Here is a 25,959-nt window from a genome sequence, read left to right on the forward strand (position 1 = left end):
GACCGTGTCAGGTGTTAGAGCAGTTCGAAGGTCTGCTGCTGTACGTCCTGGGAGTCCAGCCCGATCTGCACATTGAACTCACCCGGTTCGGCGGCGAACTTGAGCTGGGTGTTGTAGAACTTCAAGTCGTCCTCGGTGATGGTGAAGTGCAGCGTGCGTTCTTCGCCAGCCTTGAGCATGACCTTCTGGAAGTTCTTCAGCTCCTTGATCGGACGGATCATCGAACCCGCCACGTCCTGGATATACAACTGCACCACGGTTTCGCCATCGACCTTGCCGGTGTTCTGCACCGTGACGCTGGCGTCGAGCTTGCCGGTCTTGTTCAGGGTGGTGGACGACAGCGCCATGTCCGACAGGCTGAACGTGGTGTAGCTCAGGCCATAGCCAAACGGGAACAGCGGCCCGGTGGTGTCATCGAAGTACTGTGAGGTGTAGTTGCCCGGCTTGCCCGGGGTGAATGGCCGGCCAATGGTCAGGTGGTTGTAGTAGGTCGGAATCTGCCCCACGGAGCGTGGGAAGGTGATCGGCAGCTTGCCAGATGGGTTGTAGTCACCGAACAGCACGTCGGCGATGGCGTTGCCGCCTTCGGTACCGGCGAACCAGGTTTCCAGGATCGCGTCGGCTTGTTGTTTCTCTTCCAGGATCGACAGCGGGCGGCCGTTCATCAGTACCAGCACCAGCGGTTTGCCGGTGGCTTTCAGGGCCTTGATCAGGTCGCGCTGGCTTTGCGGGATATTCAGGTCGGTGCGGCTCGACGATTCGTGGGACATGCCACGGGATTCACCCACGGCGGCGACCACCACGTCGGCATCCTTGGCGGCCTTGACCGCTTCATCGATCATCACCTGGGCCGGGCGGGTGTCATCCACCACTTCCGGTGCATCGAAGTTGAGGAAGTTGAGGTAGTCGACCACCGCCTTGTCGTTGGTGATGTTGGCGCCACGGGCGTAGATGATCTTGCCTTTTTCGCCGATGACCGCGTTCATGCCGTCAAGCAGCGTGACCGATTGCTCCGGCTTGCCGGCCGCCGCCCAACTGCCCATCATGTCGATCGGCGCCTTGGCCAGTGGGCCCACGAGCGCGATGGTCGCGGACTTTTTCAGCGGCAGGGCGTCGTTCTGGTTCTTCAGCAGCACCAGGCTGCGGCGCGCCACATCACGGGCCTCGGCACGGTGCAGGCGGCTGTCGGCGTAGGTGTCGGCCGGGTCATCCTCGGCCTTGCCGATGCGCAGGTACGGGTCTTTGAACAGGCCCATGTCGTACTTGGCAGCGAGCACTTCACGCACGGCGTTGTCGATGTCGCTCTGTTCGATCTCGCCGGACTTGAGCAGCCCCGGCAATTCCTTGCCGTACAACGAGTCGTTCATGCTCATGTCGATGCCGGCCTTGATCGCCAGCTTGGCGGCTTCACGTCCGTCCTTGGCCACGCCGTGCTTGATCAGCTCGAAGATCGCGCCGTGGTCGCTGACGGCCAGGCCCTTGAAGCCCCAGTCCTTGCGCAGCAGGTCGTTCATCAGCCAGGTGTTGGCGGTGGCGGGCACGCCATTGATCGAGTTCAGCGCCACCATCACGCCGCCGGAACCGGCCTTGATTGCCGCGTGGTACGGCGGCAGGTAGTCCTGGTACATCTTGACCGGGCTCATGTCCACCACGTTGTAGTCACGTCCGCCTTCCACTGCGCCGTAGAGGGCGAAGTGCTTGACGCTGGCCATGATGCTGTCGGCATTCGCGGGGCTGGCGCCCTGGAAGGCCTTGACCATCACTTCGGCAATCCGTGAGACCAGATAGGTGTCTTCACCGAAGCCTTCGGACGTGCGACCCCAGCGCGGGTCGCGGGAGATATCGACCATCGGTGCAAAGGTGATGTCGAGGCTGTCGGCGGCGGCTTCCTGGGCGGCGATACGCCCGGAGCGGCCGATGGCGTCCATGTCCCAGCTGGAGGCCAGGGCCAGGCTGATCGGGAAGATCGTGCGGTGGCCGTGGATCACGTCATAGGCGAAGAACATCGGGATCTTCAAGCGGCTGCGCATGGCCGCGTCCTGCATCGGACGGTTTTCCGGGCGGGTGATGGAGTTGAACGTGCCACCGATGCGGCCGGCGGCGATTTCCTTGCGGATCAGCTCGCGGGGCATTTCCGGGCCGATGCTGATCAGGCGCAATTGGCCGATCTTTTCATCCAGGGTCATCTGCTTGAGCAGGTCGCTGACGAAAGCGTCCTTGTCCTTAAGCGCAGCAGGCTTTGTTTCTGCCCAGACGGGGTGGGTGGCCAGCGTGGCAACAAGGCCGAGCAAACACAGCTTCTTCATGAATATCCTTTTTCGGCTCACTGCACAGCGCTTGGGCTGATCGGCCAAAATGTGGGGAGCGTCTATTGTTGTTCGGGTGTTGTTCAGATAAATGCAGCACACTCTGAACTCTTTATCGCGCTGGGCATCTTTGTAGCTGATTGGCTCGATGCATTCCAGTGGTGGCGGATTATGCCCCAAGCGTGTGGTTTTTAGGGTTAGTCGTCATATTCCATCCAGTTTGGGCAGGAGAAACACCATGCAAGCAGCACAACATTCCCGCTGGGGCCTCAAGGCCGCGGCTTTGCTATTGATCAGCACAGTATTGAGCGGCTGCGGCATCAATAACATCCCGACCCTGGACGAACAGGCCAAGGCGGCCTGGGGCCAGGTGCAGAACCAGTACCAGCGCCGCGCCGACCTGATCCCCAACCTGGTGGAAGTGGTCAAGGGTTACGCCGCCCATGAACAGGACACCCTGACCGCCGTGATCGAGGCGCGGGCCAAGGCCACCTCGATCCAGGTGGATGCCAGCACCCTGGACAACCCGGAAAAACTCAAGCAGTTCCAACAGGCCCAGGACGGTTTGAGCGGTGCCCTCAGCCGCTTGATGGTGGTCTCCGAGCGCTACCCGGACCTGAAGGCCAACCAGAACTTCCTGGCCCTGCAATCCCAGCTCGAGGGCACCGAAAACCGCATCGCCGTGGCCCGTCGCGATTTCATCCAGGCCGTGCAGGCGTACAACACCGAGATCCGCACCTTCCCTGGCCGCCTGTGGCACAGCGTGATGTACAGCGACCTGCCGATCCGCGCCACCTTTGAAGCCACCAGTGCCGATGCCGATAAAGCGCCGCAAGTGAAGTTCAAATAAGGCTGCACTGAGGTGTCGATGCGTTTATTACGGATAGGCCTGGCGCTATGGATGCTGGCCTGCGTGGGGGTGGCCCAGGCGGCGCTGACGTTCCCGGCGTTGAGCGGGCGGGTGGTGGACACCGCCCAGATGATCGACCCGGCCACGCGCGAGCACATCACCCAGCAGTTGCAGGCGCTGGAGCAGACCCGTGGCGACCAGATCGTGGTGGTCACGGTGCCCGACCTGCAGGGCGTGCCCATCGAGGACTACGGTTACCAGTTGGGTCGCCAGTGGGGCATCGGCCAGAAGGGCAAGGACAACGGCGCGTTGCTGATTGTCGCCCGTGACGAGCGCACGTTGCGGATCGAAGTTGGCTATGGCCTTGAAGGCGTGCTCACCGATGCGCAGGCCTGGGTGATCATCAACCAGGTGATTGCGCCCAAGTTCAAGGCCGGCAATTTCAGCCAGGGCATCAGCGACGGCGTGGCGGCGATGGTGCAGGTGGTCGGCGGCGAACCGCTGGCGGTGCCGGCGCATGTGGCGGATGCCAACTTTGCCAAGGATAATCCCGGCTTTTCCATCGGCCTGTTCATCCTGCTGATCGGCGTGTTGTGGCTGTGCAATCGCATGGGCCTGCCGGTGGGCGCGATCTTTTTGGCGATCCTCGGCAGCAGTGGACGCGGCGGCGGTGGCGGGGGAGGTGGCGGCGGTTTCCGAGGCGGCGGTGGTGGCTTCGGCGGCGGCGGCGCGTCGGGCGGCTGGTAATGACAATAACTAGAGAGCAACTACAACCATGGCATTACTGACTGAACACGAGCAGCGCCAAGTCGCCGAAGCGATTGCCCGGGTCGAAAAAACCACCGACGCCGAACTGGTCACCGTGCTGGCGGCCCGCGCCGACGATTACGCCTACATCCCCCTGCTGTGGGCCAGCCTGATCGCCTTGGTGGTACCGGGCGTGGTGCATTACCTGTCGGGCTACCTGACCATGTACACCTTGCTGTTGGCGCAGTGGGCGACGTTCATCGTGTTGTGCCTGCTGTTTCGCCTGCCCAAGGTGACCACCCGCCTGATCCCGCGCTCGGTACGCCATTGGCGCGCCTCCAACCTCGCGCGCCGGCAGTTCCTGGAGCAGAACCTGCACCACACCCTGGGCAGCACCGGGGTGCTGATTTTTGTCAGCGAAGCGGAGCGTTATGTGGAAATCCTGGTGGACGAAGGTATCTCCAAGCGCCTGGATAACAGCAGTTGGGATGCCATCGTCAAGGCGTTTACCCAGCAGGTGAAACAGGGGCAGACGCTGGCTGGGTTTATTGCCTGTATCGAGGCGTGTGGCGAGTTGTTGAAGGTGCATGTACCGGTGACACACGCCCGGAATGAACTGCCAAATCGCCTGGTCGTACTCGAATAGAACATCCAGCACCGGAGATCAAATGTGGGAGGGGGCAGTACCGTTGATCAAATAACCCCGTGCCCTGAACCCCCATCCCCCCTAAAATGCCCGGCATTCCCTGCCCGAGGCGTTTTTGTTCATGTCCGTTACCGCTCAACCTGCCAGCCCCGCGCCGGATCATCACGCCCAGTTCATCGAACTGTTGAGCACAAGCCTTGCGCAGAACGCCTTTATCAAGCTGGTGCTGGCCAAATACGTCGGCGACGAAGCCGAGTTGCAGCGGCTGATCATCAAGGCGGTGACCGTCAAGGAGCAGCCGTGCCTGTCCTTCGTCTACCGCTACAAGACCCGCGACATCACCAAGAACTTGGCGCTGGCCGACGGCGTGGCGGCGATTGCCGCGTTGCTGCCGGGCTCGTTCAAGAACGCGCACCTGCTGTCGCTGACCGACGAAGCCCAGTTGGAATACAGCAAGAAGAACAAAAGCTCGCTGTTCAGGAGCAAGCCTCAGCAACTGCGCGAGGCGCCATCGGCCGAGCATAACCGTGAGAAACATCGCTTCCTCGACCTGAGCCGGCCGTTCCTCGCCGACCTGGGCGTGACCGACGCCAGGCAGGCGTTGATCCCGTCGATGTCGCGCAAGTGGAAGCAGATCAACAAGTTCATCGAAGTGTTCAGCCATGCGCTGACCTCCTCACCATTGAAACTCGACCAACCGGTGCGCGTCGCCGATTTCGGTTCGGGCAAGGGCTACCTCACGTTTGCGATTCACGACTACCTGCGCAACACCCTCAAGGCCGAAGGCGAAGTCACCGGCGTCGAGTTGCGCGAAGACATGGTGACCCTGTGCAACACCGCCGCCGCTCGCCTGGAACACCCGGGGCTGGTGTTCAAATGTGGTGATGTGCGCAGCGTGGCGCCCAGCCAACTGGACGTGATGATCGCCCTGCATGCCTGTGACGTCGCCACCGATTACGCGATCCACACCGGCATTCGTTCCGGCGCATCGATCATCATGTGCTCGCCGTGCTGCCATAAGCAGATTCGCCTGCAGATCCAGAGCCCGGCGCTGCTCAAGCCGATGCTGCAATACGGCCTGCACCTGGGCCAGCAGGCGGAAATGGTCACCGACAGCTTGCGTGCGTTGTTCCTCGAAGCGTGCGGCTACGAGACCAAGGTGTTCGAATTCATCTCCCTGGAACACACCAACAAGAACAAGATGATCCTGGCGGTCAAGCGTGCGGAGCCGGTGGACAACGCGCAGTTGCTGGAGAGAATCCAGGAGTTGAAGGCGTTCTATCACATCTCCGAACACTGCCTGGAAACCCTGCTGCGCGCGGATGGCTACCTTAAATAGGGGCTCACGCCGACTTAGCGATCGGCGCAGCCTGCACTGCGGTCTTGCGCCCGAGCATCACCGTGACGATGACCCCACAGGCAAACACCCAGGTAATCGGCTCGATATGTTCACCAAAGAACAGCGCCGAAAACGCGATGGTGAAGAAGATCTGCAACAGCTGAATCTGGCTGACCCGCGCAATGCCGCCCATGGCCAGGCCGGCGTACCAGGCGAAGAAGCCCAGGAACTGCGAGAACAGCGACACATAGCCGAACGCCCACCAGGCGCGCATCGAGACCGCGCCTTGGTGCTGCGCCGTCAGGTACCACACCGGGCCGATCAACACGGGCGTGGACAGTACCAGCGCCCAGCAGATCACCTGCCAGCCGCCCATCTCCTTGGCCAACCGGCCACCTTCGGCATAGCCCAGGCCACCCACGGCTATCGCGCCGAGCATCAATAAATCGCCGGCCTGGATACTGCCGGCGCCGGTGATCAATGCATAACTCAACACCAACCCGCTGCCCAGCGCCGCGCAGGCCCAGAAGGCTTTCGACGGCCGCTCATGGGACAGCCACGCCGCATACAGCGCCACGCACAGCGGTTGCAGGCCATTGACCAGTGCGCCATGGGAGGCCGGCAAGGTTTGCATGGCCCACGCCGACAGCACCGGGAAGCCCAGAATCACCCCGGCAATGACCAGGCACAAACCCCGCACCTGGCGCCAGGTCGGCCAGCGCTCGCGGCGCCACAGCAACAGCGCCGCCGCCGGGACCGCCGCGAACAAGGCACGGCCCAGGCCGTTGAGCAACGGGTGGATCTCCTGCACCACGATACGGGTGAAGGGCAGGGTCAGGCTGAAGATGATGACACCCAGCAGGCCGAGGGCCATGCCGGTGTTTTCGCGCGAGCTCATGGGCGGGATCCGAAATCCAGAGGGCTTCAAGGGAAGCCCATCTAGCCACAACCCCCGCCGATTGCGGGCCTACAGCTGGGTGCGGATTTATCCGTACAGTTTTCAGAAGAAGCGCGTGATGCTGATCTTGGCGTCGCGCCCCTTGGTGTAGGCACGGTCGCCGCTCAGGGCCGGACGGAAGTTGTTGTTGAACATATTGTCCAGGGTGAAGTTGACCTCAGTGCCCTTGAGGTACGCTTGCTGCGGCTTCCATTTGGCGAACAGGCCCTGGGTGTTGTAGCGCTTGTTGCCATACTGGTCGTAGAACACGTCGCCGACGCTGGAGCCCGGGCCGCCCGAATATTTGTCGCTGGGCAGGCGGTCGGTGGCGCCGACGAATTGCCCCGTCCAACCGACCTGGGCATCCCAGGCCGGGATGTTGGTCCCTAACACCAGTACCCATTTGGTCGGCGGAATATCGCGTGCCGACACATCCGGCCCCCACGGGTTGGTGTAGGCCCCTTCGTGTTGGCCGGTGGCATAGGCGTACGATACCGAGCCGAACAGGTAGGTGGAGTTATAGAACGACTCGACCTCGAAGCCCTTGATGGTCAGGCCGCCGATATTGCGATAGTTGGACATCGCCCCCGGCGGGCAGGCCGTGGAAATGCTGCCGCCGTTGATGGCCTGGTTCTGGCAGCCCACACCGGTAGCCTTGAAGATCTCGTCCTCGACTTTGTTGTGGAACAGGGTCGTGCGTATTTGCAGGTTGTCATCCTGGGCGATCAGGTTATCGAAGCTGGTGATGTTACCCACGGTGATCGAGGTGATGCGCTCCGGGTCGAGGTCGACGCTGGTGGCGGTGCGGCTGCCCAGGCCCTGCACTTCGTACTGCTCGTCGATCACCGGCGCGCGCCAGGTCTGGCTCCAATTGGCAAACAGCCCGACATGGGGGGTTACCGTCCAGAACAGCGCCAGGCGCGGCGACCAGCCGGTGTAGGTCCGGTCGCTGTAGTCGTGGCCGACGGCCGGGTCGGGGTTGCTGTAGTACGGCGCATCGTTGGCCTCGCCGCGGTTGCGCACGTGGTCGTAGCGCAGCGATGGGGTAACGGTCACGTCCCCCAGGGTCACCGCGTCCTGGATGAAGAAGCTGTTGGTATCGACCTTGCCATGCGGCATGAAGCCCGGTTGGAAATGCCCGTAGTTGTAGAGTGGGGTGTTGTAGGTGGCGCCGGGCATCCACATCTCGGTTTCGCGGGTGTGCTTGCGAATTTGGCCGCCGAGGGTCACTGCGTGTTGCAAGGGACCCGTGTCAAACAGGCTGACGTTACGGATGTCGAGGTTCTTGTCGGTGTAGGCCGTGTCCATCTTGCGCCCGCCGGTGGCCAGCTGGAAAAACGCCGTGGCATCGCGCTCGTCGGTCTGGTCGGTGTTGGACTGGGAATATTTGACGGTCAGGTCCACCAGCGGGTTGTCCAGGGGCTGGTACTCATACTTGCCCGACCACGTGGTGTCGACGGTATCGCGGTGGGCTAAAAAACGCTTGAGTGCCCCCTCGTAGCCGTAGCGGTCAATGTTGGCCTGAGTCGGTGGCGTGGGGTAGCTGGCGGCGGAAAACGGTGTCCAGCGGTTGCTGTGGGACCGTGAGTAGGACAGGCCGACGCTGTGTTCATCGGTGAAGTGCGCATTGACCTTGAACAGCTTGCCGTCCACATCCTGGGCCGTATTGGGCAGGCGTTGGGGGTTGATCGGGTAACGGTTGTTCTCATTGGGCAGCTTGGCGGCCACCTTCATGTCGTCACCGTCGCGTTTTGTCAGGTAGGCCAGCGCGTCGAAACGGCCATCGTCGGTGCGGCCATACACGGCGCTGCTGTAGACCTGTTCGTGGTCGTTGCTGGAATAACCGTACTTGAGCATCGCACCGCTGTTGCGACCGTCCTTGAGCAAATCCGGGGCATCCTTGGTGGTCATGTTCACCGTACCGCCAAAGCCGCCGTTCCCGCTGAACGGCGAGTTGGGGCCTTTCTCCACTTCGATGCTCTTGATCAACTCAGGCTCGATAAACACGGTGCCTTGCTGGTAGCGCTCGAAACCGCTTTTGGTCGCGCCATCGACGGTCAGCGGCACGTCTTCGGCATCGCCGAAGCCACGGATGTTGATGGTCTGACCGCCGGGTTTCAGTGAGCCACCCTGGCTCACGCCGGGCAGGGTCTGCAACAGGCTGGGGATGTTATTGGCCTGGTAGCGATCGATATCCGCCTGGCTCAGGGTGGAGCGGCCGACGGTGCTCGAGTCGACCTGATTGCCGGTGCCGATCACGCTCAGGGTGTCCAGCTGGATCGCGCCGCTCTGGGTGGTCTTGGCCTCTTCGGGCTTTACCACGTATGTGCTGCCGACCTTGATCAGGGTGAACTCACCGTTTTTCAGCAGGCTGCGAATCGCAACTTCCGGTGTGAAGTCACCGTTGAGCGCCGGTGCCTGCACGTTCTTGAGCAGCTCCTCATCGAACAACAGCTGGATCTTCGCCTGCTGCGCTACTTGGCTCAGGGACGTGGCCAGCGCCTGGGCGGGCAGTTGCAGGGTGAATGACTCGGCTTGGGCGCCGAGGCTGAACGCCAGGCAGGTGGCAATAAGGGTCGGTCGAAGATACAGGTGCGAAGCGTGGCAAGGCGCGCGAAACATGGAATCCCCCGGAGCGGCCAAATGGCCAAAAAGGTGTGCTGATCAGATACAGACCGGAGGAAGACGGGGCAGGCAAAAAAATCCACACCTGCGAATGCAAAATATTCTCAAATAAGAACTTCGCAGGTTATTTGCTCGGTTCAATCCGCACGATGCCATCGGCCGAGACCACGGTTTTCACCGGCAACAGGGCGGGCAGGGCGTTAAGCAGGGCGTCCGGATCATTCACGTCCAGATTGCCCGAGACTTTCAGGTGCGCTACCGCGTTGCTGACCTGCAACGGTGCCTGCGGGCGATACAGGCTCAGTTCATCGATCAGGCTGGCCAGTTCACGGTTGCGGAACGACAAGTGCCCGCTGCGCCAATCGGCGACTTCTTCGGCCGTGAGGGTTTGCTGTTGCAAGGTGCCCTTGGCGTAGCTGTAGATGGCGCGTTGCTGGGCCCCGAGCAGAGAGACGGGGCTTGTGGCGGACGGCTCGAAAGCGACCTGGCCGTGGGCGACGCTGACCACCAGTTGCTGCTGGCTGCGGCGCACATCGAAGCCGGTGCCGACCACCCGCACACTGGCCTCGCCGGCTTGAACGAACAGCGGCCGCTCTTTGTCGGCCGCCACTTCGATATACACCTGGCCCTTGTCCAGGTGCACGATGCGCTGGTGGGCGCTGAAGTCCACGCGCAGGCGGGTGTTGGCATTCACCGACAGGGTGCTGCCATCGGGCAGGTTCAGGGTGCGCATGCCCTTGGCATGGGCCGCCACCTGGCTGTGATACAACTCGCGGGGCGCACCGATGTGAGGGGCCAATACGGCACATAGCACGGCGGCGGCTACGGCCAGGGCCGGGCGCAATACCGATGCTTTGCGCTTGGGCAGCGCCACGGGTTTGTTCAGTTGCTGCAACTGGGCCAGGTCGGCCCACAACTGCTCGAATTCGGCATAGGCGCGGGCATGGGCCGGCGTGGCCTGCCAGGCGGCAAAGGCCTTGCGATCGGCACGGCCTGTGTCGTTCCGGTTGCGCGCAAACCAACTGGCGGCTTGGGCATCGATGGCGTCACTGGCTTCGATATCCAGGCCGTCGGTGTCGCTCAGGCGGTTCATTCTGGCTGCTCCGTGCCGGGGTCGTTTTGAAGGCGTCGCTTGCAATGCAGCAGGGCAAAAGCGATGTGCTTTTCCACCATGCTCGTCGAAATACCCATGCGCTCGGCGATCTGCGCCTGGCTCAGGCCTTCGAAGCGGTGCAGCATAAGGGCTTCTCGCCGGCGGGGCGAGAGTTCGGCGAGGACTTCTTTCAACTGTTCCAGGCGTTGCAGGCGCTGGGCGGCGGCCATGGGGTCGTTTTGCTCGTCGGTGATCGGTTCCGCGTCCCTGTCGGCCTGATCTGGGTGGACGGTCTGCCGTACCTTCTGTTTGCGCCAGTGATCACGCAGCAGGTTGCGTGCCATCTGGAACAAAAATGCCCGTGGCTGTTCGACCTTGGCCCGGTCGCGGTAGTCCAGCCACTGGGTAAAGACGTCCTGGGTCATGTCCGCCGCGTCGCTGGCGTTGTCCGTGCGTCTGCGCAGGAAATACAGAATATCTGCATAGAACCCGCGAAAGGCATCGGCCGACACCGGGTCGGGCTTGGGACGAGACATGGATATCCTTCTTGACGAAGCACGACGTGGAAAAGTCGCGAATGATATCGAGAACCATTGTCATCTGTCTCTATTTTAGACGGGCCCGGATTAAAATATGGGGAGGAGGCAAACCCCTCCCACATAAGGTCGCAGTTTTACCGCAGCAAGGTCTTCAGTTGTTCGATCCCTGCTTCACCCAATGGAAACACCGGCAAACGAGGTTCGCCCGCCTCCAACCCGGTCAGGCGCAGCCCGGCCTTGATCGTCGCCGGCAACCCGCCCTTGAGGATGAACTCCAGCAACGGCAACTGCCGATAAAACAGCTCGCGCGCCTTGTCCAGGTCATTGGCCAGCACCGCCGCATACAACGCCAGGTTCAGGTGCGGGATGAGGTTTGGCGCCGCCGTGCACCAACCCTTGGCTCCGGCCGCGAAGGCTTCCAGGGCCAGCGGGTTGCAGCCGTTGTAGAACGGCACGTCGCTGTGGCGCCGCAGTTGATGCATGCGTTGAACGTCCCCGGTGCTCTCCTTGACCATCGTCACGTTTGCCACCTGCTTGACGATACGCAGGATCAGATCCACCGACATGTCCGTACCGCTGGTGGCCGGGTTGTTGTAGAGCATGATCGGCACGCCGATGCTGTCGCCGATTGCAGCGTAGTGGGCGAGGATTTCCGCCTCGCTGAGCTTCCAATACGAGGCCGGCAGCACCATCACCACATCCGCGCCATTGGCTTCGGCGTAGCGGGCGCGGCGCACGGCCTTGGCGGTGGTCAGGTCGGAGACGCTGACCACCGTGGGCACGCGCCGGGCGATTTTTGCCAGGCTGTAGGCGCTGACTTCGTCCCACTCGGCATCGCTCAAATACGCACCTTCACCGGTGCTGCCCAGAGGCGCGATGGCGTGCACGCCGCTGTCGATCAAACGGTCGATGGAACGACCGAGGGCGTCGAGGTCGATGCGCTCGCCGTCAGCGCTGAACGGGGTGATGGTGTAGCCGATGATGCCGTGAATAGTTGGGCTGGACATGGAAAGTCTCCGGTAGAAAAAGGTCGGGTCAGTTCAGGCAATCGGCGTGCTGGCGCAGGTTCTGCCGCACGTAGTAATTGAACGCGGCGCCGTGGCGCTTGGGTCGGGAAATCCAGGCATGGGCTTCGCGCCCCAGTTGCGGCAGGATCGGCTTGATCGCACCGGCTGCCATGGCGAGCAACTGCAACTTGGCCGCGCGTTCGATCAACTGCGCGATCACGCAGGCTTCTTCGACACTCGCTCCGGTCGACAACTGGCCGTGGTGCGACAGCAGGATCGCGCGCTTGTCGCCCAGGGCCTCGGTGATGATTTCCCCCTCTTCATTGCCCACCGGCACGCCCGGCCAGGCCTCCAGGAACGCGCAGTCTTCGTACAACGGGCAGAGGTCCATGTGGGACACCTGCAACGGCACTTCCAACATCGACAGCGCAGCGATATGGGTCGGGTGCGTATGAATAATGCAATTCACATCCGCTCGCCCGCGGTACACCCAGCTGTGAAAGCGGTTGGCCGGGTTGGGGATGCCGTGACCTTCCAGCACCTCAAGATCCTCGTTGACCAGCAACAGGTTGCTGGCCGTGATTTCATCAAAACCCAGGCCCAGTTGCTGGGTGTAGTAGGTGCCCTGTTCAGGCCCGCGCGCGGTGATCTGCCCGGCGAGGCCGGAGTCGTGGCCGTGTTCGAACAGGATTCGGCAAGTGAGCGCCAGCTTTTGCCGGACGGTCCACGTATTATCCGCCAGGGTGTTTTGCATCTGGACCAGCGCTTGCTTGACCAGTTGGTCTTTGGGGAGTGCTAATGTCTTGGCCATATCGGTGTCCTTTGGGTGGTTCAATGGACGTCGGATTTGCTGGTCTCCCGCTGCTCGCAAGGTCGTTGGGTGAGGCAAATGACACTAATGATGCTATATGACACAAAGTGTCATTGGCAAGCGCAGCTTATCGCTTCTGCATGGATTAACCGCAGCACATGTCTATCCGTTTGAAATTATTGAGGAAAAAACTTGGCGTAACCTTGGAGGCCCTGGCTGAAAAGTCCGGGATGACCAAGAGTTACCTGTCCAAGGTCGAGCGTGGGCTCAACACGCCGTCGATTGCCGCTGCGCTGAAACTGGCCAAGGCGTTGAACGTGAAGGTCGAAGAACTGTTCAGCGAAGACCGCGTCAGCCTCGACAGCTACAGCCTGGTGCGCAGCCATGAGCGGCCCGACACCGCGCCGGGTTACGCAGTGCTGGCCCATCAGGTCAGTGAGCGCAGCTTGTTGCCGTTCATCATCTACCCGCCGGCGCAATTCTCCGACAAGACCTTCAAGGAGCACCTTGGAGAGGAGTTCCTGTTCGTGCATGAAGGGGCGGTAGAAGTGGATTTCATGAACGAACGGGTGATTCTGGAGCGCGGCGATGCGCTGCATTTCAATGCGCAGAAGCCGCATCGGCTGCGTTCGGTAGGGCCTGTGCAGGCGCAGCTATTGGTGGTTGTACACAGCTCGCAAGAATGACCGCGCTGACGGTTTGAAATGCGGTCGGTATGGGCGGGAGCAAGCCCCTCCCACCGGTGGCTCAACGTTCGACAGGTACCGACAGTGCGGGGTCACCCAACGGATGCGTGCGCGCGGCAAAAAACTTCAACTGCGCGCCACTGCCATCAAACAACTGCGAATACCGCCGCTTCTGCTGGCGAATAAACCCGTCGCTGCGGCCCGATACCGAGATCGCCAGGGTCGCGGGGCGGGCCTGGCGAATTGCATCCACCACGTGTTGATCCTGCGTTCCCAGGTCATGGCCAAAGATGCACAGCGCGCCCTCATGGCTCAGCAACTGTTCATAGCAGAACGACAGGTAATCCGAGCTGCGGATGGTCTTGAGCTTCTCTTGCACCGTGCCTTCGTTGATAAACAGCGGCACATCGTCCAGGGTCTTGATCGTGTTGTTGATCGCAAAGCTGCTGAGCAAGGTGCTGTCGGTGCTCGGCAATTTGCGTGCGGTGCCGTCAAGGTTGCGCACCAGGTGCAGGCCGCCGTGCAGGTAGAGGATGCGCGTGCTATCGGTGTGGGTGTTGCGCAGGTCGAAGCTGGCATCGGCGCTGCGGAACAGGTCGTCGATGCCCGGCGTGTGCAGGATCGCCCAATAGTTGAGCAGGTCGTAATTGGTGGTGAACACGCTGGTGTAGGTCGCCAGTTCGCGGTTGATCGTCGCCAGCGTCGACGGCTGCACCAGGCGCCACGGAATGTGCACGGCGTGGATGGTATTGATCAGCGCTTCCTTGATCGCGTAGTAGCGATTACGCGGTGCCGCCGAGCTGACCGCCAGGGCCTTGTTGACTCGGCTGGTGGTTTTCAAGGCCCCCAGGGTCTGCTCGAAGCTGCGGGTCTGCAGGGCGTCGAACACGCTGAGCTCGGATGGGCCCAGGGGTTTTTCTTCGACGGTGCGTGCGTTTTCGAACAGCGAGTCGTAGGCAAAGTCTTCCCAAATCGTGCGGCTCGCGCCATTGCCGATCAGAATCCCACTGAAGGCGGTGCGGCTGCGCAGGGCGCTCCAATCTTCAAGGTGGGCGTCAATATCCTGGAAATCCTTCATTGCTGTGGGTCTACTCGAAATCGGCTGGATGGCGACTTTATCACGAGCCGGCGTTGATCCTGGTCAAGATGCCGCAGGCAGGTGAGGTTGATGCTGTAGGCATACACGTCATCCGAGGATTCGCCATGAGCAGCACCTTCTTCATTCCCGCCGTCAACATCATGGGCACCGACTGCCTCGACGAAGCCATGAATGCCATTCGCAACTACGGTTTTCGCAAAGCGCTGATCGTCACCGACGCGGGCCTGGCCAAGGCGGGCGTGGCCGGCATGATCGCCGAGAAGTTGGCGATGCAGGACATCGATTCGGTGATCTACGACGGCGCCAAGCCCAACCCCAATGTGGAAAACGTCGAGAAAGGCCTGGCGTTGCTGCAGCAGAGCGCCTGCGATTTCGTGGTGTCCCTGGGCGGCGGTTCGCCCCATGACTGTGCCAAGGGCATCGCCCTGTGCGCCACCAACGGCGGGCATATCAGCGACTACGAAGGGGTCGACCAATCCAGCAAGCCGCAGATGCCCCTGGTGGCGATCAACACCACCGCAGGCACCGCCAGCGAGATGACGCGTTTCTGCATCATCACCGACGAAACCCGCCACGTGAAAATGGCCATCGTCGACCGCAACGTCACGCCACTGCTGTCGGTCAATGACCCGAGCCTGATGGTCGGCATGCCCAAGGGCCTCACCGCCGCCACCGGCATGGACGCCCTGACCCACGCCATCGAAGCCTACGTGTCCACGGCGGCCACCCCGATCACCGACGCCTGTGCGATCAAGGCCATCGAACTGATCAGCGCCAACCTGCGCCTGGCCGTACGCGACGGCAGCGACAAGGCCGCGCGGGAAAACATGGCCTATGCCCAGTTCCTCGCAGGCATGGCGTTCAACAATGCCTCCCTCGGTTTCGTGCATGCCATGGCCCACCAACTCGGCGGTCTCTATGACCTGCCTCACGGCGTGTGCAACGCGGTGCTGCTGCCCCATGTACAAAGCTTCAACGCCAGCGTCAGTGCCAAGCGCTTGAGCGATGTCGGCCGCGCGCTGGGTGTCGACGCCAAGGGCACCACTGACGAAGAGGGCGCCCAAGCCGCCATCGCCGCCATTCGCAGCCTGTCCCAGGACGTTGAAATCCCCGCCGGCCTGCGCGAACTGGGGGCCAAGTTGCAGGACATTCCGCTGCTGGCTACCAATGCATTGAAGGACGCGTGCGGGCTGACCAACCCACGGCGCGCCGATCAGCGTCAGATTGAGGAGATCTTTCGTAGCGCGTTCTGATCTGTCCGGCAACTGGCGGTGCACATGAACGCGCCGCCAGCCAATGCCACGCACAAGAGCGCCAATGGCCAAGCCTGCTGGCTCACCAGCAGGCTTGCTACGCCGCCGATCAACGCGGCCATCAACTGATGCATGAAGCCACTCAAGGCCATGGCATAGGAACCGCTGACCGGCGACTGATCATTAGCCAGTGACAAACTGATGGGGTAACTCATCGATTGCCCAAATACTGCCAGGCAATACGGCAACCACAACAACAGCGCGATCCCGCTGGCAAATACACTACCCAACAGCATCAGCGCCGTTCCCATTAACGCCAGCGCCACGCCCCAGCTCATCATCGTCAACCGCCCCATCCGCGCGACGAAGCGGTTGACCATCAACGCCCCCGCCAGATAGGCCCCGCTGATCGGCCACCCCAGCCAGCCGTACTGCGCCGCGCTCCACTCGAAGCGCCCTTGCAGTATCAGCGGAGCACAGGTGTTGAAGGCAATGATCACCCCATAGCCCAGCCCACCGGCCAATGCTGCGTGTAGAAAGGGGGGATGCCGCACAATCGTGGTGTAGATCCGCCAGGCTGAGTCTGGCGAATCAGCCTTCATCACTGACGGAAACACCACCCTTTGCAGCACAGCAATCAACGTGAGGGCACTTATTGCCAACCCATAGAAAATGGCCTTCCAGCCGAAGGCCGCCTGCAACAGCGCCCCCATGAACTGGCCGATACCTAGCGCGATTACAAACGTCATCCCCAGCCACGACAACCCTCTGGCCAAAAGCGCCCCGCTGAAACTGTCCCGCACCAACACCCTGGCCATGACCGCGACTCCACCCGCGCCCAAACCCTGAATCAGGCGTAATGACAAAAAAGACTCGACGTTAAATGCCGATGGAATCGCCGCGCTTGCCGAGGCATATACCGCCAGCGCCGCCAGCAGGACCGGCTTTCTGCCAAAACGCTCCCCCAGGCTGCCCCAGAGCAACATCGGCAGCGCCATGCCCACCAGGTACACGGCCAGGGCCAGTGCGACGTAGTCCTCGGCGGCGAGCAGGGACTGGGCGATGACCGGCACAGCGGGCAAATAGCTGCTAATGCCGACTTGGGCGAGGAAGGCGGCGCAGCAAGCGAGGGCGAGACGGGTGGTGTTTTTCAAGGGGAGGCGTCCTGCGCCTTAAGTTCTGCGTACGTCATCGTAAGTCGATTCCTCCGTATGGATCCGAACAATGATTGATGTTTATGCTCATTGAGAAATAAGAGTGAGTATGTGGCGGTTGTTTATAGTAGGTGCGCAATTTATTTTGCGTCTTTATGTTCCTGTATTAAGGCTGTCAGTGTGGAGCAAAACAAGTCTACTGTTTTAGGGCTCATGTCTGCCCGAAGAGTTATACGTAATGCTGCTTTTTCCTTGGGCACGACAGGAAAAAATACGGCAGAGGTGAAAAATCCGCTGTCAGCCAGTCGCATAGCGAGTTTGTTCGCTTTTTCAGCCTCGCCGCAGGTTACCAATCGTATTGCGGTGTCGGCACCCTGTTGTTCAGTGTGGATAAGGCTGTCGAATAACCGGATATTGGTTTGAAGCTGTTCTTGAAGCACGGATAGCTCGGTTGTTTGATGTATTTTTATTGACGCCAGCCCGGCTCCTATAGCGGCAGAATTGAGACTTTGGGACCAGTTACTGGGCCCGCCGTATCGATACATTAGACTTTTCTGTCTTTCGCTACCGAACATGATCATTCCTCCACTGGCACCAAATGATTTGCCTAGAGAGGCCACGATTAAGGTTTTATTGTCTATCTCTTGCAAGCGCGGCCGGATAAAACCGGCCCCTTTATCTCCAAATGCGGACAAGGCGTGGGAGTCATCCAAATAAAGGAACAGTCCGTAACGCGCCTTCAAGTAGAGCAGGCTATCGATATCTGCGACTCCACCCATGCTGTATATGCCGTCTGCTATGTAAGCTACATTTTTACGTTTTTTGCACAAGTCTTCAATCCAGCACATGTCATTGTGAGGCGCGGTTTTTACTTCTGTTTCATCTGCGCACGAGGCTTTAATATGATTCATTGAATAGTGGGAATATTTGTCGAATATCATTGTGGGTGGGGAGTTATTGGTAAATACGCCGCTGGCGAGCATGGGCAAGAGTCCGGAGCTGGCCGCACTACAGGACAAAGTGCTGAGGCAGATTGAGTTGAAAAGGCCTGATAGCTCTGTTTCATATCGTTCAAGTATTTCAAGTTTGCATCGATTTTTTGAGTTTGCAATGCGAAGTGTTTTGGCTTCTTTTATTCCCTGGATAGCCCCTTTTAGTATCTTTGGGTTGTAGTCGAGGCCAAGATATGATGTTGTGCAAAAGTGATGAAGTTTTCGTCCGTACTGATCAATAAGTTGGTTGTTGCTTTTGGCTTTTACATTAAGTTCGCAAATTCGGCCTGACTGTGCTGAGTGCCAGTCTCTGTCGGCAAGGTCGATCAGTTTTTTGTAATTTGTGAACTGATTTTTTGAATGAATATTTTCCATTGTTTTTACCTGTCCTTAGGGAAGGCAAAAACAGTAAAGGGAAAATTTTGATAAGGTAAGTCAGATATTTCCCATGCAAGCTACTCCGAATGGATATTTTGTTGTGAGTAAGGTCCTACATTTTGTAAGTCCCAATGGACATCCGACCGATTCTTATGTGCATGACTCAACGTAGCGGATCCAGGGAGCATTTGATTGTGATTGGGTAAATGAATGCAGTGGGGGCGTTCGCGTTTTGTTGAGGTCGTATCCCGCAGGATTGAGTAAGGTGTCCGCATACCGGCCGGATGTGACGATGGCCTTCAAGGACCTGTCTCTTGGGTAGTCGAAACCATATGGATGAAGGGAGTACTTGATGAGAGTTCTGTTATTCGGTGCCACCGGCATGGTCGGCCAGGGCGTCCTGCGCGAGTGCCTGCTGGCCGCTGACGTACAGGAAGTCGTCGCCGTCGGCCGCACGCCCCTGACCCGGGAACACGGCAAGTTGCATCAGGTGTTGCACAGCGACATGCTGGATTTCCAACCCCTGGAAAACCTGCTGCAAGGGTTTGATGCGTGTTTCTTCTGCCTCGGCGTGTCGTCTGCCGGCCTGAATGAAACCAAGTACACCCACCTCACTTATGACCTGACCCTCGTCGCCGCCAGCACCCTGGCGCGGCTTAATCCGCAGATGACGTTCATCTACGTGTCCGGCGCCGGTACCGACAGCTCCGAGGTGGGCAAGTCGATGTGGGCGCGGGTCAAGGGCAAGACCGAGAATGCCCTGCTGCGCCTGCCGTTCAAGGCGGTGTTCCTGTTCCGGCCGGGGATCATTCAGCCGCTGCACGGTGTGCGCTCGAAGACGCCGTTGTATCAAGCCTTCTATTCCGTACTCGGGCCCGTACTGTCGTTGGTGCGTCGGGTCAAGCCGGGCTGGGTGGTGAGCACCGAGACTGTCGGCCGGGCGATGCTCGCGGCGGTGCGCCATGGCGCGCCGCAACCGGTGGTGGAACAGGCCGAGATCAATCGCCTGGCGTCCGAGCGCGCCTGATGCTGCACAAGAGCCTGGTGCGTCGCCTTGACTTGATCACCCTGCAGCTGTTCGTCGCGGTGTTCGAAGAGGGCACCCTGACCCGCGCCGCCGCCCGCGAAGCCATCGCCGTGTCGGCAGCCAGCAAGCGTTTGATGGAGCTGGAGCAGGTGCTGGGGGTGAGCCTGTTCGTGCGACGGGCCAAGGGCATGGACCTCACCGCCGCCGGCGAAACCCTGCTGCACCATGCCCGGCAGATGCTGTTCAACGTGGAAAAAATGGGCCTGGAGCTTGGCGAGCATAGCCACGGCGTGCGCGGTTACGTGCGGATGCTGGCCAATCTCTCGGCGATTATTCAGTTTCTTCCGGAAGACTTGCGGGATTTTTCCAGGCTGCATCCCGAAGTGAAAACCGACCTCGAAGAACGCCCCAGCAACGGCGTGGTGCAAGGTGTGCTGGATGGGGTGGCGGACCTGGGGATCTGCTCCAGTGATACCGACACCAAGGGCCTGCCCAGCGTGACCTATCGCCACGACAAACTGGTGGTGTTGATGCCGGCGGATCACCCCTTGGCGCCGCGCGAAAGCCTGGCCTTCGCCGAGACCCTGGACAGTGACTACGTGGGCCTGCACGCCGCCAGCTCGATCAACATGCGCACCCACGCCGCCGCGCGCGAGGCCGGCAAGACACTGCGCCTGCGTATTCATGTGCCGGGCTTTGATGCGATGTGCCGGATGGTCCAGGCGAACATGGGCATCGGCATCCTGCCGCTGAAGGCCTATGAGTTGTTTGGCCGTGCCCTGGGCCTGCATGCCGTGCCGCTGACCGATGCCTGGTCGGACCGCAGTTTGATCCTGGTGGTGCGCGATGAGGCGCAGTTGTCACCCGTGAGCCGGCTGTTGTTCGATTACCTGAGCGTTCGCATTCAGCGAACGCTCCTTGCCAACTGACGGTTGGATTTTTCCTGTCCCTGTCCTCTAGCCTTGGCTGCACATTCCAAGAATAAGAGGTACACCCCATGACGGCTCCCTTGAGCGGTATCAAGGTGATCGAGATCGGCACGCTGATTGCCGCGCCGTTCGCCGCCCGGCTGATGGCCGAGTTCGGTGCCGAGGTGATCAAGATCGAAGCCCTGGGGCAGGGCGATCCACTTCGTAAATGGCGAAAGCTGCATGAAGGCACCTCGCTGTGGTGGTACCTGCAATCGCGCAACAAGAAATCCCTGGCCCTGGACCTCAAGTCCGCTGAAGGCCTGGACCTGATCAAGCAGCTGCTCGGCGACGCCGATGTGCTGATCGAAAACCTGCGCCCCGGTGGCCTGGAAAAACTCGGCCTGGGCTGGGACGTACTGCATGCGCTCAACCCCAAGCTGACCCTGGTGCGTATCTCCGGCTACGGCCAGACCGGCCCGTACCGCGACCGCCCTGGTTTCGGTGCCATCGGCGAAGCCATGGGCGGGATTCGCTACACCACCGGCAACCCCGACTCGCCCCCGGCGCGGGTCGGCGTCAGCCTCGGCGACTCCCTGGCGTCGTTGCATGGCGTGATCGGCGCGCTGATGGCGTTGCTGCGGGTCAAGACGGGCCAGGGCGACGGGCAGGTTGTCGATGTGTCCCTGGCGGAAAGCGTGTTCAACCTGATGGAAAGCCTGGTGCCCGAATACGACATGCTCGGCCACGTGCGTGAGCGCAGCGGCGGTGCCTTGCCCGGTATCGCACCTTCGAATACCTACCTGACCGCCGACGGTGCCTATGTGGTGATCGCCGGTAACAGCGACCCGATCTACAAGCGCCTGATGACCACCATCGGCCGTGCCGACCTGGCCGAAGCCGCCGAATTCGCCCACAACGATGGCCGTGCGGCGAAAAGCGCTTTGCTCGATGCCGCCATCACCCACTGGACCAGCAGCCTGCCTATCGAGCAGGTGCTCAGCGCCCTGGAAGCCGCCGAAGTGCCGGCCGGGCGCATCTACTCCGTGGCCGATATCGTCAGCGACCCGCACTACCAGGCGCGCGACATGTTGCTCAATGCCGAGCTGCCGGGCGGTGTGTCGGTGAAGATGCCCGGCATCGTGCCCAAGCTCTCGGAAACCCCCGGCGCCGTGAACTGGCAGGGCCCGAGCCTGGGCCAGCACACCGATGACATCCTCGGCAGCCTGGGCCTTACGGTTGCCGACATCCAACGCCTGAAAACCTCGGGAGTGGTGCAATGATCACTGACTATTCCGACCCGCTGATCGTGCAGGAAGTGTCCCCGCGCGATGGCCTGCAAATCGAACCGACCTGGGTCGAGACCGCTGACAAGATCGCCCTGATCGACCAGCTTTCCCTGGCCGGTTTTTCGCGGATCGAAGCCGGTTCCTTCGTGTCGCCCAAGGCCATCCCTGCATTGCGCGATGGCGAACACGTGTTCCAGGGCATTGCGCGCAAAGCCGGGGTGATCTACGTTGCGCTGATCCCTAACCTCAAGGGCGCCCAGCGCGCCGTCGAGTCGCGCGCCGATGAACTGAACCTGGTGATGTCGGCCAGCCAGACCCACAACCTGGCGAATATGCGCATGCGGTGCGAGGCGTCGTTGGCGGCATTCGGCGAGATCGTCAGCTTTGCCGCCGGGCACCCGGTACGCCTCAACGGCAGCATCGCCACCACCTTTGGCTGCCCGTTCGAAGGCAGGATCGATGAAGACCGCGTGCTGCAACTGGTCGAGGCCTATCTGCAGCTCGGCATCCAGGGTATCAGCCTTGCCGACACCACCGGCATGGCCAACCCGCGCCAGGTGGAACGCCTGGTCAAGCGCGTGTTGCAACACGTGCCGGCCAGCGACCTGACCCTGCATTTCCATAACACCCGCGGCCTGGGCCTGTGCAATGTGCTGGCCGCCTACGAAGCCGGGGCACGGCGTTTTGACGCGGCGTTGGGTGGCCTGGGTGGGTGCCCGTTTGCGCCGGGGGCGTCGGGCAATATCTGCACCGAAGACCTGGTCAACCTGTGTGAAGAGGTGGGCATTCACACCGGAGTCGACCTGCCGCACCTGCTGAACCTGTCCCGCCGCTTGCCGGTCTTGCTGGGCCATGAATTGCCTGGCCAGGTGGCCAAGGCCGGGCGCAATTGCGACCTGCATCCGCCGCCGGACTACATCGCCGCCTTGTAACGCCATACCAGACAACAAAAACAATCGGACGCCTGTGAGCAGTCCGCTGGAGAGAAACCATGAGCACTAATACGTTGGAGGCCGGCGCGCGCCCGGCCGCTGAAATCGATGCCGAAAAAGCCCTGGTCAGCAAGGTCGCCTGGCGCCTGATGCCGCTGATCATGGTGTGCTACCTGTTCGCGTTTTTTGACCGCATCAACATCAGCTTTGCCAAGTTCCAGCTGCAGGCCGACCTCAGCCTGAGCGACACCGCCTACGGCCTGGGCGCCGGGTTGTTCGTGGTGGGGTATGTGATCTTTGAAGTGCCGAGCAACATGATGCTGTACAAGGTCGGCGCGCGGCGCTGGATCGCGCGGATCATGATGTCGTGGGGCCTGGCCACGGCGGCCATGGTGTTTGTCACCGCCGAATGGCAGTTTTATGGCCTGCGTTTCATCATCGGTGCGATGGAGGCGGGCTTCGCGCCCGGTGTGCTGTATTACCTGACGTTGTGGTTCCCGCAGCACTTCCGCGGGCGCATTACCTCGATGCTGTTCCTGGCGTCCGCCTTTGCCGGCCTGGTAGGTGCGCCGTTCTCCGGCCTGGTGCTGGAACACCTCGACGGCGTGCTGCAGATGCGCGGCTGGCACTGGCTGTTCCTGCTCGGCGGCTTGCCCTGCATCGGCTTGGGCTTGCTGGTGCTGACCCTGCTCAAGGACCGTATCGAAGATGCGCACTGGCTGACGCCGGCGGAGAAGACCCTGCTGTCGAGCCGCATTGCCCGGCATGAGCCGAACACACATGGCGGCTCACTGTTGTCGGCGATCCGCATTCCCGGCTTCCTGATGCTCGGGTTTATCTACTTCCTGATCCAGGTGGCGTCTTACGGCCTCAACTTCTGGGCGCCGCAGCTGATCCGCAGCGCCGGCACCCAAAGCCCGGTGATGATCGGCCTGCTCACCGCGATTCCCTATGTGTGCGGCGCGATCAGCATGGTGGTGATCGGGCGGCTGTCGGACGCGACCGGCGAGCGCCGCAAGTTTGTCTGCGGCTTGGTGGTGCTGGGCGCGGTGGGCTTCTTCAGTGCCGGGATCTTTGCCGATCACACCACCTTCCTGATCATCGCCCTGGGCATGTTGGGCGCCGGCATCATCGCGTCGATCCCGACCTTCTGGACCCTGCCACCCAAGTTGCTGGCCGGTGCCGGCGCAGGCGCGGCGGGCGGGATTGCGGTGATCAATACCCTCGGGCAGTTCGGTGGGATTGTCAGCCCGGTGATGGTGGGGCGGATCAAGGACCTTACCGGCAGCACCACCCCGGCACTCTATGTGATCGGCGTGTGCGCGTTGTTGGCGGCGGCCCTGCTGTTGTGGGGCCTGCCGCAAAAGCTGCGCACCCTCGACAAGGCCTGATCAGCCGGCGTTTGTCAGCGCTTGGGCCGGTGTGGCGCTGAACTGAATCAACGCCACGCCGCCCATCAACAACAACGCACCCAGGATTCGAGGCGTTGTCAGTGGGCGCTCCGCCAAGCCAAACAGGCCGAAGTGATCCAGCAGCAGCGACGCGAGAATCTGCCCGGCCATGGCCAGGGCGATAAACCCCGACGCGCCCAGCTTGGGCAGCAGCGTCAACGCCAGCGCGATAAAGCACACGCCAAACGCGCCCCCGGCCCACATCCACAGGGGCGCCTTGGTGATAAATGCGAGGCCGGGCAGCGGCAGGCGCAGCGCCACGATCACCGGCAGCAGCACGAGGATGCTCACCAGCAGCGACGCCAGGGTGGCCCACAGAGGATGCCCAAGGCCGCGTCCGAGGTTGGCATTGATCGCACTTTGAAACGGCACCATCGCCCCGGCGATCACCGCCAATAGCAACAAACCGGCCCCATGCAACGTCGTCATGGCGAATCTCCCAGAGGTTTTGCTGGACTCTAGGCTATTCGTCACGCAAATTTAAATTCCAAGTTCTTATGCCGAGCATGCAACTGATGAATGATCTGCGCCGCGTCGACCTTAACCTGTTGGTGGTCCTTGACGCCTTGCTCAGTGAGCAACACGTCACCCGCGCCGCCGAGCGTTTGCACCTCAGCCAGCCGGCAGTGAGCCACGCGCTGGCGCGCTTGCGCGATTTATTGGGTGACCCGTTGCTGGTACGCCAGGGCGGCATGTTAGTGCCCACGGCCCGCGCCCTGGAGTTGGCGGCGCCATTGGCCGAAGCCCTGGCCCAGGTCCAGGCGTTGCTGGCGCCGAATCGCTTTGACCCGGCATCGGCCAAGCGCCGGTTTCGTGTGGCGATGTCGGACTACAGTGCGGCGATTTTCCTACCGGGTCTGGTCCGCGTCCTGCGACGTGAAGCGTCCGGTATCGACCTGCAAATCATCCAGGCCAGCCGCGAAGGCATGGTGGAGGGCGTGCTCAATGGTGATATCGACCTGGCTGCCGGCGTCTTTCCCGACATGCCCGCCGAGCTGCGCACCGCAGCGTTATTCGAAGAGCATTACACCTGCCTGCTGGACCGCAACAGCCTGCCGCAGGGCGGTGCGCTCGACCTGCCCTCCTACCTGTCGCGCCCCCACGTACTGTTGGAAATGCGCGGCAGCGGCGCGCCGGAAATCGAGCGGGCACTGACCGCGATTCGCGAGCGACGGCATGTGGCGATCAGCCTGCCGCACTGGGGCGTGGCGCCGCAGTTGATCGAGGGCACGGACTTGATTCTCACCGTATCGTCGCGAGGCTTGCTGAATATTGATCACCCGCATCTGGTCGCCGTGGCGCCGCCGTTTCATATTCCGTCGTTTACCTTTGAACTGGCGTGGCATGCGCGACGGGGCGGGGATTCGGGGTTGCAGTGGTTGATTGGGCAGGTGCAGGGTATGTTGTCCGAAGGCCGCAGATAACAGGAAAAAACATGTTCTCAGGCTTCAACCACTTGACCCTGGCCGTCACCGACGTGAGTCGCAGCGTCACCTTTTACCATGAGTTGTTGCAACTCAAGCTCGAAGCCACCTGGGACACCGGCGCCTATTTGTCATTGCCGGGCCTATGGCTATGCCTGTCCCTTGATCCGCTGCGCGACTCGAAGCCGTCGGCCGATTACACCCACTATGGGTTCACTGTCGCTGCGAGTGATTTCGCTGCGCTGGTCTCGCGTCTGCGCGCCGCCAAGGTGCAAGCGTGGCGCGACAATCGCAGCGAAGGTGCCTCGTTCTATTTCCTTGATCCCGACGGCCATAAGCTCGAAGCCCATGTCGGCGACCTGGCTTCGCGTCTGTTGGCTTGCCGCGACAATCCCTATGCGGGAATGCGGTTTTACCCATAGCGCAGGAACGTGCAGAATCCGTCCACCTTCCTACGTTTTGTCAG

At 61.2% G+C, this 25,959-nt stretch carries 24 protein-coding genes; 13 read left to right on the forward strand and 11 right to left on the reverse strand.

Going from position 1 to position 25,959, the window contains the following annotated elements:
* Nucleotides 1-14: 14 nt before the first annotated feature.
* On the reverse strand, nucleotides 15-2,306 hold the full coding sequence (gene bglX / locus C8K58_RS17325) for a beta-glucosidase BglX (RefSeq protein ID WP_098480238.1): 2,292 nt from the start codon (nucleotides 2,304-2,306) through the stop codon (nucleotides 15-17).
* A 238-nt stretch (nucleotides 2,307-2,544) separates the two neighbouring features.
* Here bglX and C8K58_RS17330 point away from each other — a divergent pair, with 238 nt between their 5' ends.
* The 4 genes from C8K58_RS17330 to C8K58_RS17345 all read left to right on the forward strand — a co-directional run bounded on the left by C8K58_RS17330 (nucleotide 2,545) and on the right by C8K58_RS17345 (nucleotide 5,888).
* Nucleotides 2,545-3,156, forward strand: coding sequence for a LemA family protein (locus tag C8K58_RS17330; protein WP_065928260.1), 612 nt, complete (start codon nucleotides 2,545-2,547; stop codon nucleotides 3,154-3,156).
* 18 nt (nucleotides 3,157-3,174) lie between these two features.
* The gene (locus C8K58_RS17335) at nucleotides 3,175-3,903 is read left to right on the forward strand and encodes a YgcG family protein (RefSeq protein ID WP_027604378.1); all 729 of its coding nucleotides are present in this window, start codon (nucleotides 3,175-3,177) and stop codon (nucleotides 3,901-3,903) included.
* A gap of 28 nt (nucleotides 3,904-3,931) precedes the next feature.
* Nucleotides 3,932-4,549 (forward strand): TPM domain-containing protein, encoded by a 618-nt coding sequence (locus C8K58_RS17340; protein WP_027604377.1) that lies wholly within the window; start codon nucleotides 3,932-3,934, stop codon nucleotides 4,547-4,549.
* Nucleotides 4,550-4,670: 121 nt separating this feature from the next.
* On the forward strand, nucleotides 4,671-5,888 hold the full coding sequence (locus C8K58_RS17345; protein ID WP_027604376.1) for an SAM-dependent methyltransferase: 1,218 nt from the start codon (nucleotides 4,671-4,673) through the stop codon (nucleotides 5,886-5,888).
* Nucleotides 5,889-5,892: 4 nt separating this feature from the next.
* Here the strand turns inward: C8K58_RS17345 and C8K58_RS17350 are convergent, their stop codons facing one another.
* From C8K58_RS17350 to C8K58_RS17375, 6 genes are all read right to left on the reverse strand, one after another.
* Nucleotides 5,893-6,786, reverse strand: a complete 894-nt coding sequence (locus tag C8K58_RS17350) for a DMT family transporter (protein WP_027604375.1) — start codon at nucleotides 6,784-6,786, stop codon at nucleotides 5,893-5,895.
* Nucleotides 6,787-6,888: 102 nt separating this feature from the next.
* Nucleotides 6,889-9,447, reverse strand: a complete 2,559-nt coding sequence (locus C8K58_RS17355; RefSeq protein WP_098480235.1) for a TonB-dependent receptor — start codon at nucleotides 9,445-9,447, stop codon at nucleotides 6,889-6,891.
* 127 nt (nucleotides 9,448-9,574) lie between these two features.
* Entirely contained in the window at nucleotides 9,575-10,543 is a 969-nt protein-coding gene (locus C8K58_RS17360) for a FecR domain-containing protein (protein ID WP_027604373.1), read from the reverse strand.
* On the reverse strand, nucleotides 10,540-11,079 hold the full coding sequence (locus tag C8K58_RS17365) for an RNA polymerase sigma factor (protein WP_027604372.1): 540 nt from the start codon (nucleotides 11,077-11,079) through the stop codon (nucleotides 10,540-10,542). Before C8K58_RS17365 ends, C8K58_RS17360 begins: the two co-directional genes overlap by 4 nt.
* Nucleotides 11,080-11,216: 137 nt before the next feature.
* Nucleotides 11,217-12,089 (reverse strand): dihydrodipicolinate synthase family protein, encoded by an 873-nt coding sequence (locus C8K58_RS17370; protein WP_108573978.1) that lies wholly within the window; start codon nucleotides 12,087-12,089, stop codon nucleotides 11,217-11,219.
* A 28-nt stretch (nucleotides 12,090-12,117) separates the two neighbouring features.
* Nucleotides 12,118-12,900 (reverse strand): aldolase, encoded by a 783-nt coding sequence (locus C8K58_RS17375; RefSeq protein WP_065928252.1) that lies wholly within the window; start codon nucleotides 12,898-12,900, stop codon nucleotides 12,118-12,120.
* A gap of 158 nt (nucleotides 12,901-13,058) precedes the next feature.
* On the opposite strand from C8K58_RS17375, the gene C8K58_RS17380 reads away from it, so the two are divergent.
* Nucleotides 13,059-13,586 carry a helix-turn-helix domain-containing protein gene (locus C8K58_RS17380; protein WP_027604369.1) on the forward strand — a complete coding sequence of 176 codons (528 nt, stop codon included), beginning with the start codon at nucleotides 13,059-13,061 and terminating at the stop codon, nucleotides 13,584-13,586.
* Nucleotides 13,587-13,647: 61 nt separating this feature from the next.
* Here the strand turns inward: C8K58_RS17380 and C8K58_RS17385 are convergent, their stop codons facing one another.
* Nucleotides 13,648-14,664, reverse strand: coding sequence for a DUF4917 family protein (locus tag C8K58_RS17385; RefSeq protein ID WP_027604368.1), 1,017 nt, complete (start codon nucleotides 14,662-14,664; stop codon nucleotides 13,648-13,650).
* A gap of 125 nt (nucleotides 14,665-14,789) precedes the next feature.
* Between C8K58_RS17385 and yiaY the strand changes: the two genes are divergently transcribed.
* On the forward strand, nucleotides 14,790-15,938 hold the full coding sequence (yiaY, locus tag C8K58_RS17390; protein WP_092356518.1) for an L-threonine dehydrogenase: 1,149 nt from the start codon (nucleotides 14,790-14,792) through the stop codon (nucleotides 15,936-15,938).
* On the opposite strand, the gene C8K58_RS17395 is transcribed toward yiaY, so the two are convergent.
* Together C8K58_RS17395 and C8K58_RS17400 are read right to left on the reverse strand one after the other, a co-directional pair.
* Nucleotides 15,905-17,092, reverse strand: coding sequence for an MFS transporter (locus C8K58_RS17395; protein ID WP_027604366.1), 1,188 nt, complete (start codon nucleotides 17,090-17,092; stop codon nucleotides 15,905-15,907). The genes yiaY and C8K58_RS17395 overlap by 34 nt on opposite strands.
* A 140-nt stretch (nucleotides 17,093-17,232) precedes the next feature.
* Nucleotides 17,233-18,459, reverse strand: coding sequence for an aminotransferase class I/II-fold pyridoxal phosphate-dependent enzyme (locus tag C8K58_RS17400; protein WP_108573979.1), 1,227 nt, complete (start codon nucleotides 18,457-18,459; stop codon nucleotides 17,233-17,235).
* Between the two features lie 355 nt (nucleotides 18,460-18,814).
* Between C8K58_RS17400 and C8K58_RS17405 the strand changes: the two genes are divergently transcribed.
* The 5 genes from C8K58_RS17405 to C8K58_RS17425 all read left to right on the forward strand — a co-directional run bounded on the left by C8K58_RS17405 (nucleotide 18,815) and on the right by C8K58_RS17425 (nucleotide 24,009).
* The gene (locus tag C8K58_RS17405; RefSeq protein WP_098480231.1) at nucleotides 18,815-19,489 is read left to right on the forward strand and encodes an NAD(P)H-binding protein; all 675 of its coding nucleotides are present in this window, start codon (nucleotides 18,815-18,817) and stop codon (nucleotides 19,487-19,489) included.
* Nucleotides 19,489-20,418 (forward strand): LysR family transcriptional regulator, encoded by a 930-nt coding sequence (locus tag C8K58_RS17410; RefSeq protein WP_027604364.1) that lies wholly within the window; start codon nucleotides 19,489-19,491, stop codon nucleotides 20,416-20,418. The genes C8K58_RS17405 and C8K58_RS17410 overlap by 1 nt, the downstream gene beginning before the upstream one ends.
* A 68-nt stretch (nucleotides 20,419-20,486) precedes the next feature.
* A complete protein-coding gene (locus tag C8K58_RS17415; RefSeq protein WP_027604363.1) occupies nucleotides 20,487-21,680 on the forward strand; it encodes a CaiB/BaiF CoA-transferase family protein in 1,194 nt (397 codons plus the stop codon).
* A complete protein-coding gene (locus tag C8K58_RS17420) occupies nucleotides 21,677-22,618 on the forward strand; it encodes a hydroxymethylglutaryl-CoA lyase (RefSeq protein WP_027604362.1) in 942 nt (313 codons plus the stop codon). The genes C8K58_RS17415 and C8K58_RS17420 overlap by 4 nt, the downstream gene beginning before the upstream one ends.
* A 59-nt stretch (nucleotides 22,619-22,677) precedes the next feature.
* On the forward strand, nucleotides 22,678-24,009 hold the full coding sequence (locus C8K58_RS17425; protein ID WP_027604361.1) for an MFS transporter: 1,332 nt from the start codon (nucleotides 22,678-22,680) through the stop codon (nucleotides 24,007-24,009).
* Here C8K58_RS17425 and C8K58_RS17430 read toward each other — a convergent pair whose 3' ends face one another.
* Nucleotides 24,010-24,498, reverse strand: a complete 489-nt coding sequence (locus C8K58_RS17430) for a DMT family transporter (protein ID WP_108573980.1) — start codon at nucleotides 24,496-24,498, stop codon at nucleotides 24,010-24,012.
* A 68-nt stretch (nucleotides 24,499-24,566) separates the two neighbouring features.
* Here C8K58_RS17430 and C8K58_RS17435 point away from each other — a divergent pair, with 68 nt between their 5' ends.
* Both C8K58_RS17435 and fos read left to right on the forward strand, forming a co-directional pair.
* The gene (locus C8K58_RS17435) at nucleotides 24,567-25,493 is read left to right on the forward strand and encodes a LysR family transcriptional regulator (RefSeq protein WP_092356527.1); all 927 of its coding nucleotides are present in this window, start codon (nucleotides 24,567-24,569) and stop codon (nucleotides 25,491-25,493) included.
* 11 nt (nucleotides 25,494-25,504) lie between these two features.
* Nucleotides 25,505-25,915 (forward strand): fosfomycin resistance glutathione transferase, encoded by a 411-nt coding sequence (gene fos, locus C8K58_RS17440; protein ID WP_092356530.1) that lies wholly within the window; start codon nucleotides 25,505-25,507, stop codon nucleotides 25,913-25,915.
* The last annotated feature ends 44 nt before the right edge of the window (nucleotides 25,916-25,959 follow it).

The sequence above is a fragment of the Pseudomonas sp. GV047 genome (assembly GCF_003058245.1).
GTDB classification, from domain to species: Bacteria; Pseudomonadota; Gammaproteobacteria; order Pseudomonadales; family Pseudomonadaceae; genus Aquipseudomonas; species Aquipseudomonas marginalis.

Excerpts from the sequence above, each read along its gene's own strand:
- bglX (WP_098480238.1), bottom strand. The coding sequence starts at position 2,306 with ATGAAGAAGCTGTGTTTGCTCGGCCTTGTTGCCACGCTGGCCACCCAC.
- C8K58_RS17330 (WP_065928260.1), top strand. The coding sequence starts at position 2,545 with ATGCAAGCAGCACAACATTCCCGCTGGGGCCTCAAGGCCGCGGCTTTG.
- C8K58_RS17335 (WP_027604378.1), top strand. The coding sequence starts at position 3,175 with ATGCGTTTATTACGGATAGGCCTGGCGCTATGGATGCTGGCCTGCGTG.
- C8K58_RS17340 (WP_027604377.1), top strand. The coding sequence starts at position 3,932 with ATGGCATTACTGACTGAACACGAGCAGCGCCAAGTCGCCGAAGCGATT.
- C8K58_RS17345 (WP_027604376.1), top strand. The coding sequence starts at position 4,671 with ATGTCCGTTACCGCTCAACCTGCCAGCCCCGCGCCGGATCATCACGCC.
- C8K58_RS17350 (WP_027604375.1), bottom strand. The coding sequence starts at position 6,786 with ATGAGCTCGCGCGAAAACACCGGCATGGCCCTCGGCCTGCTGGGTGTC.
- C8K58_RS17355 (WP_098480235.1), bottom strand. The coding sequence starts at position 9,447 with ATGTTTCGCGCGCCTTGCCACGCTTCGCACCTGTATCTTCGACCGACC.
- C8K58_RS17360 (WP_027604373.1), bottom strand. The coding sequence starts at position 10,543 with ATGAACCGCCTGAGCGACACCGACGGCCTGGATATCGAAGCCAGTGAC.
- C8K58_RS17365 (WP_027604372.1), bottom strand. The coding sequence starts at position 11,079 with ATGTCTCGTCCCAAGCCCGACCCGGTGTCGGCCGATGCCTTTCGCGGG.
- C8K58_RS17370 (WP_108573978.1), bottom strand. The coding sequence starts at position 12,089 with ATGTCCAGCCCAACTATTCACGGCATCATCGGCTACACCATCACCCCG.
- C8K58_RS17375 (WP_065928252.1), bottom strand. The coding sequence starts at position 12,900 with ATGGCCAAGACATTAGCACTCCCCAAAGACCAACTGGTCAAGCAAGCG.
- C8K58_RS17380 (WP_027604369.1), top strand. The coding sequence starts at position 13,059 with ATGTCTATCCGTTTGAAATTATTGAGGAAAAAACTTGGCGTAACCTTG.
- C8K58_RS17385 (WP_027604368.1), bottom strand. The coding sequence starts at position 14,664 with ATGAAGGATTTCCAGGATATTGACGCCCACCTTGAAGATTGGAGCGCC.
- yiaY (WP_092356518.1), top strand. The coding sequence starts at position 14,790 with ATGAGCAGCACCTTCTTCATTCCCGCCGTCAACATCATGGGCACCGAC.
- C8K58_RS17400 (WP_108573979.1), bottom strand. The coding sequence starts at position 18,459 with ATGGAAAATATTCATTCAAAAAATCAGTTCACAAATTACAAAAAACTG.
- C8K58_RS17405 (WP_098480231.1), top strand. The coding sequence starts at position 18,815 with ATGAGAGTTCTGTTATTCGGTGCCACCGGCATGGTCGGCCAGGGCGTC.
- C8K58_RS17410 (WP_027604364.1), top strand. The coding sequence starts at position 19,489 with ATGCTGCACAAGAGCCTGGTGCGTCGCCTTGACTTGATCACCCTGCAG.
- C8K58_RS17415 (WP_027604363.1), top strand. The coding sequence starts at position 20,487 with ATGACGGCTCCCTTGAGCGGTATCAAGGTGATCGAGATCGGCACGCTG.
- C8K58_RS17420 (WP_027604362.1), top strand. The coding sequence starts at position 21,677 with ATGATCACTGACTATTCCGACCCGCTGATCGTGCAGGAAGTGTCCCCG.
- C8K58_RS17425 (WP_027604361.1), top strand. The coding sequence starts at position 22,678 with ATGAGCACTAATACGTTGGAGGCCGGCGCGCGCCCGGCCGCTGAAATC.
- C8K58_RS17430 (WP_108573980.1), bottom strand. The coding sequence starts at position 24,498 with ATGACGACGTTGCATGGGGCCGGTTTGTTGCTATTGGCGGTGATCGCC.
- C8K58_RS17435 (WP_092356527.1), top strand. The coding sequence starts at position 24,567 with ATGCCGAGCATGCAACTGATGAATGATCTGCGCCGCGTCGACCTTAAC.
- fos (WP_092356530.1), top strand. The coding sequence starts at position 25,505 with ATGTTCTCAGGCTTCAACCACTTGACCCTGGCCGTCACCGACGTGAGT.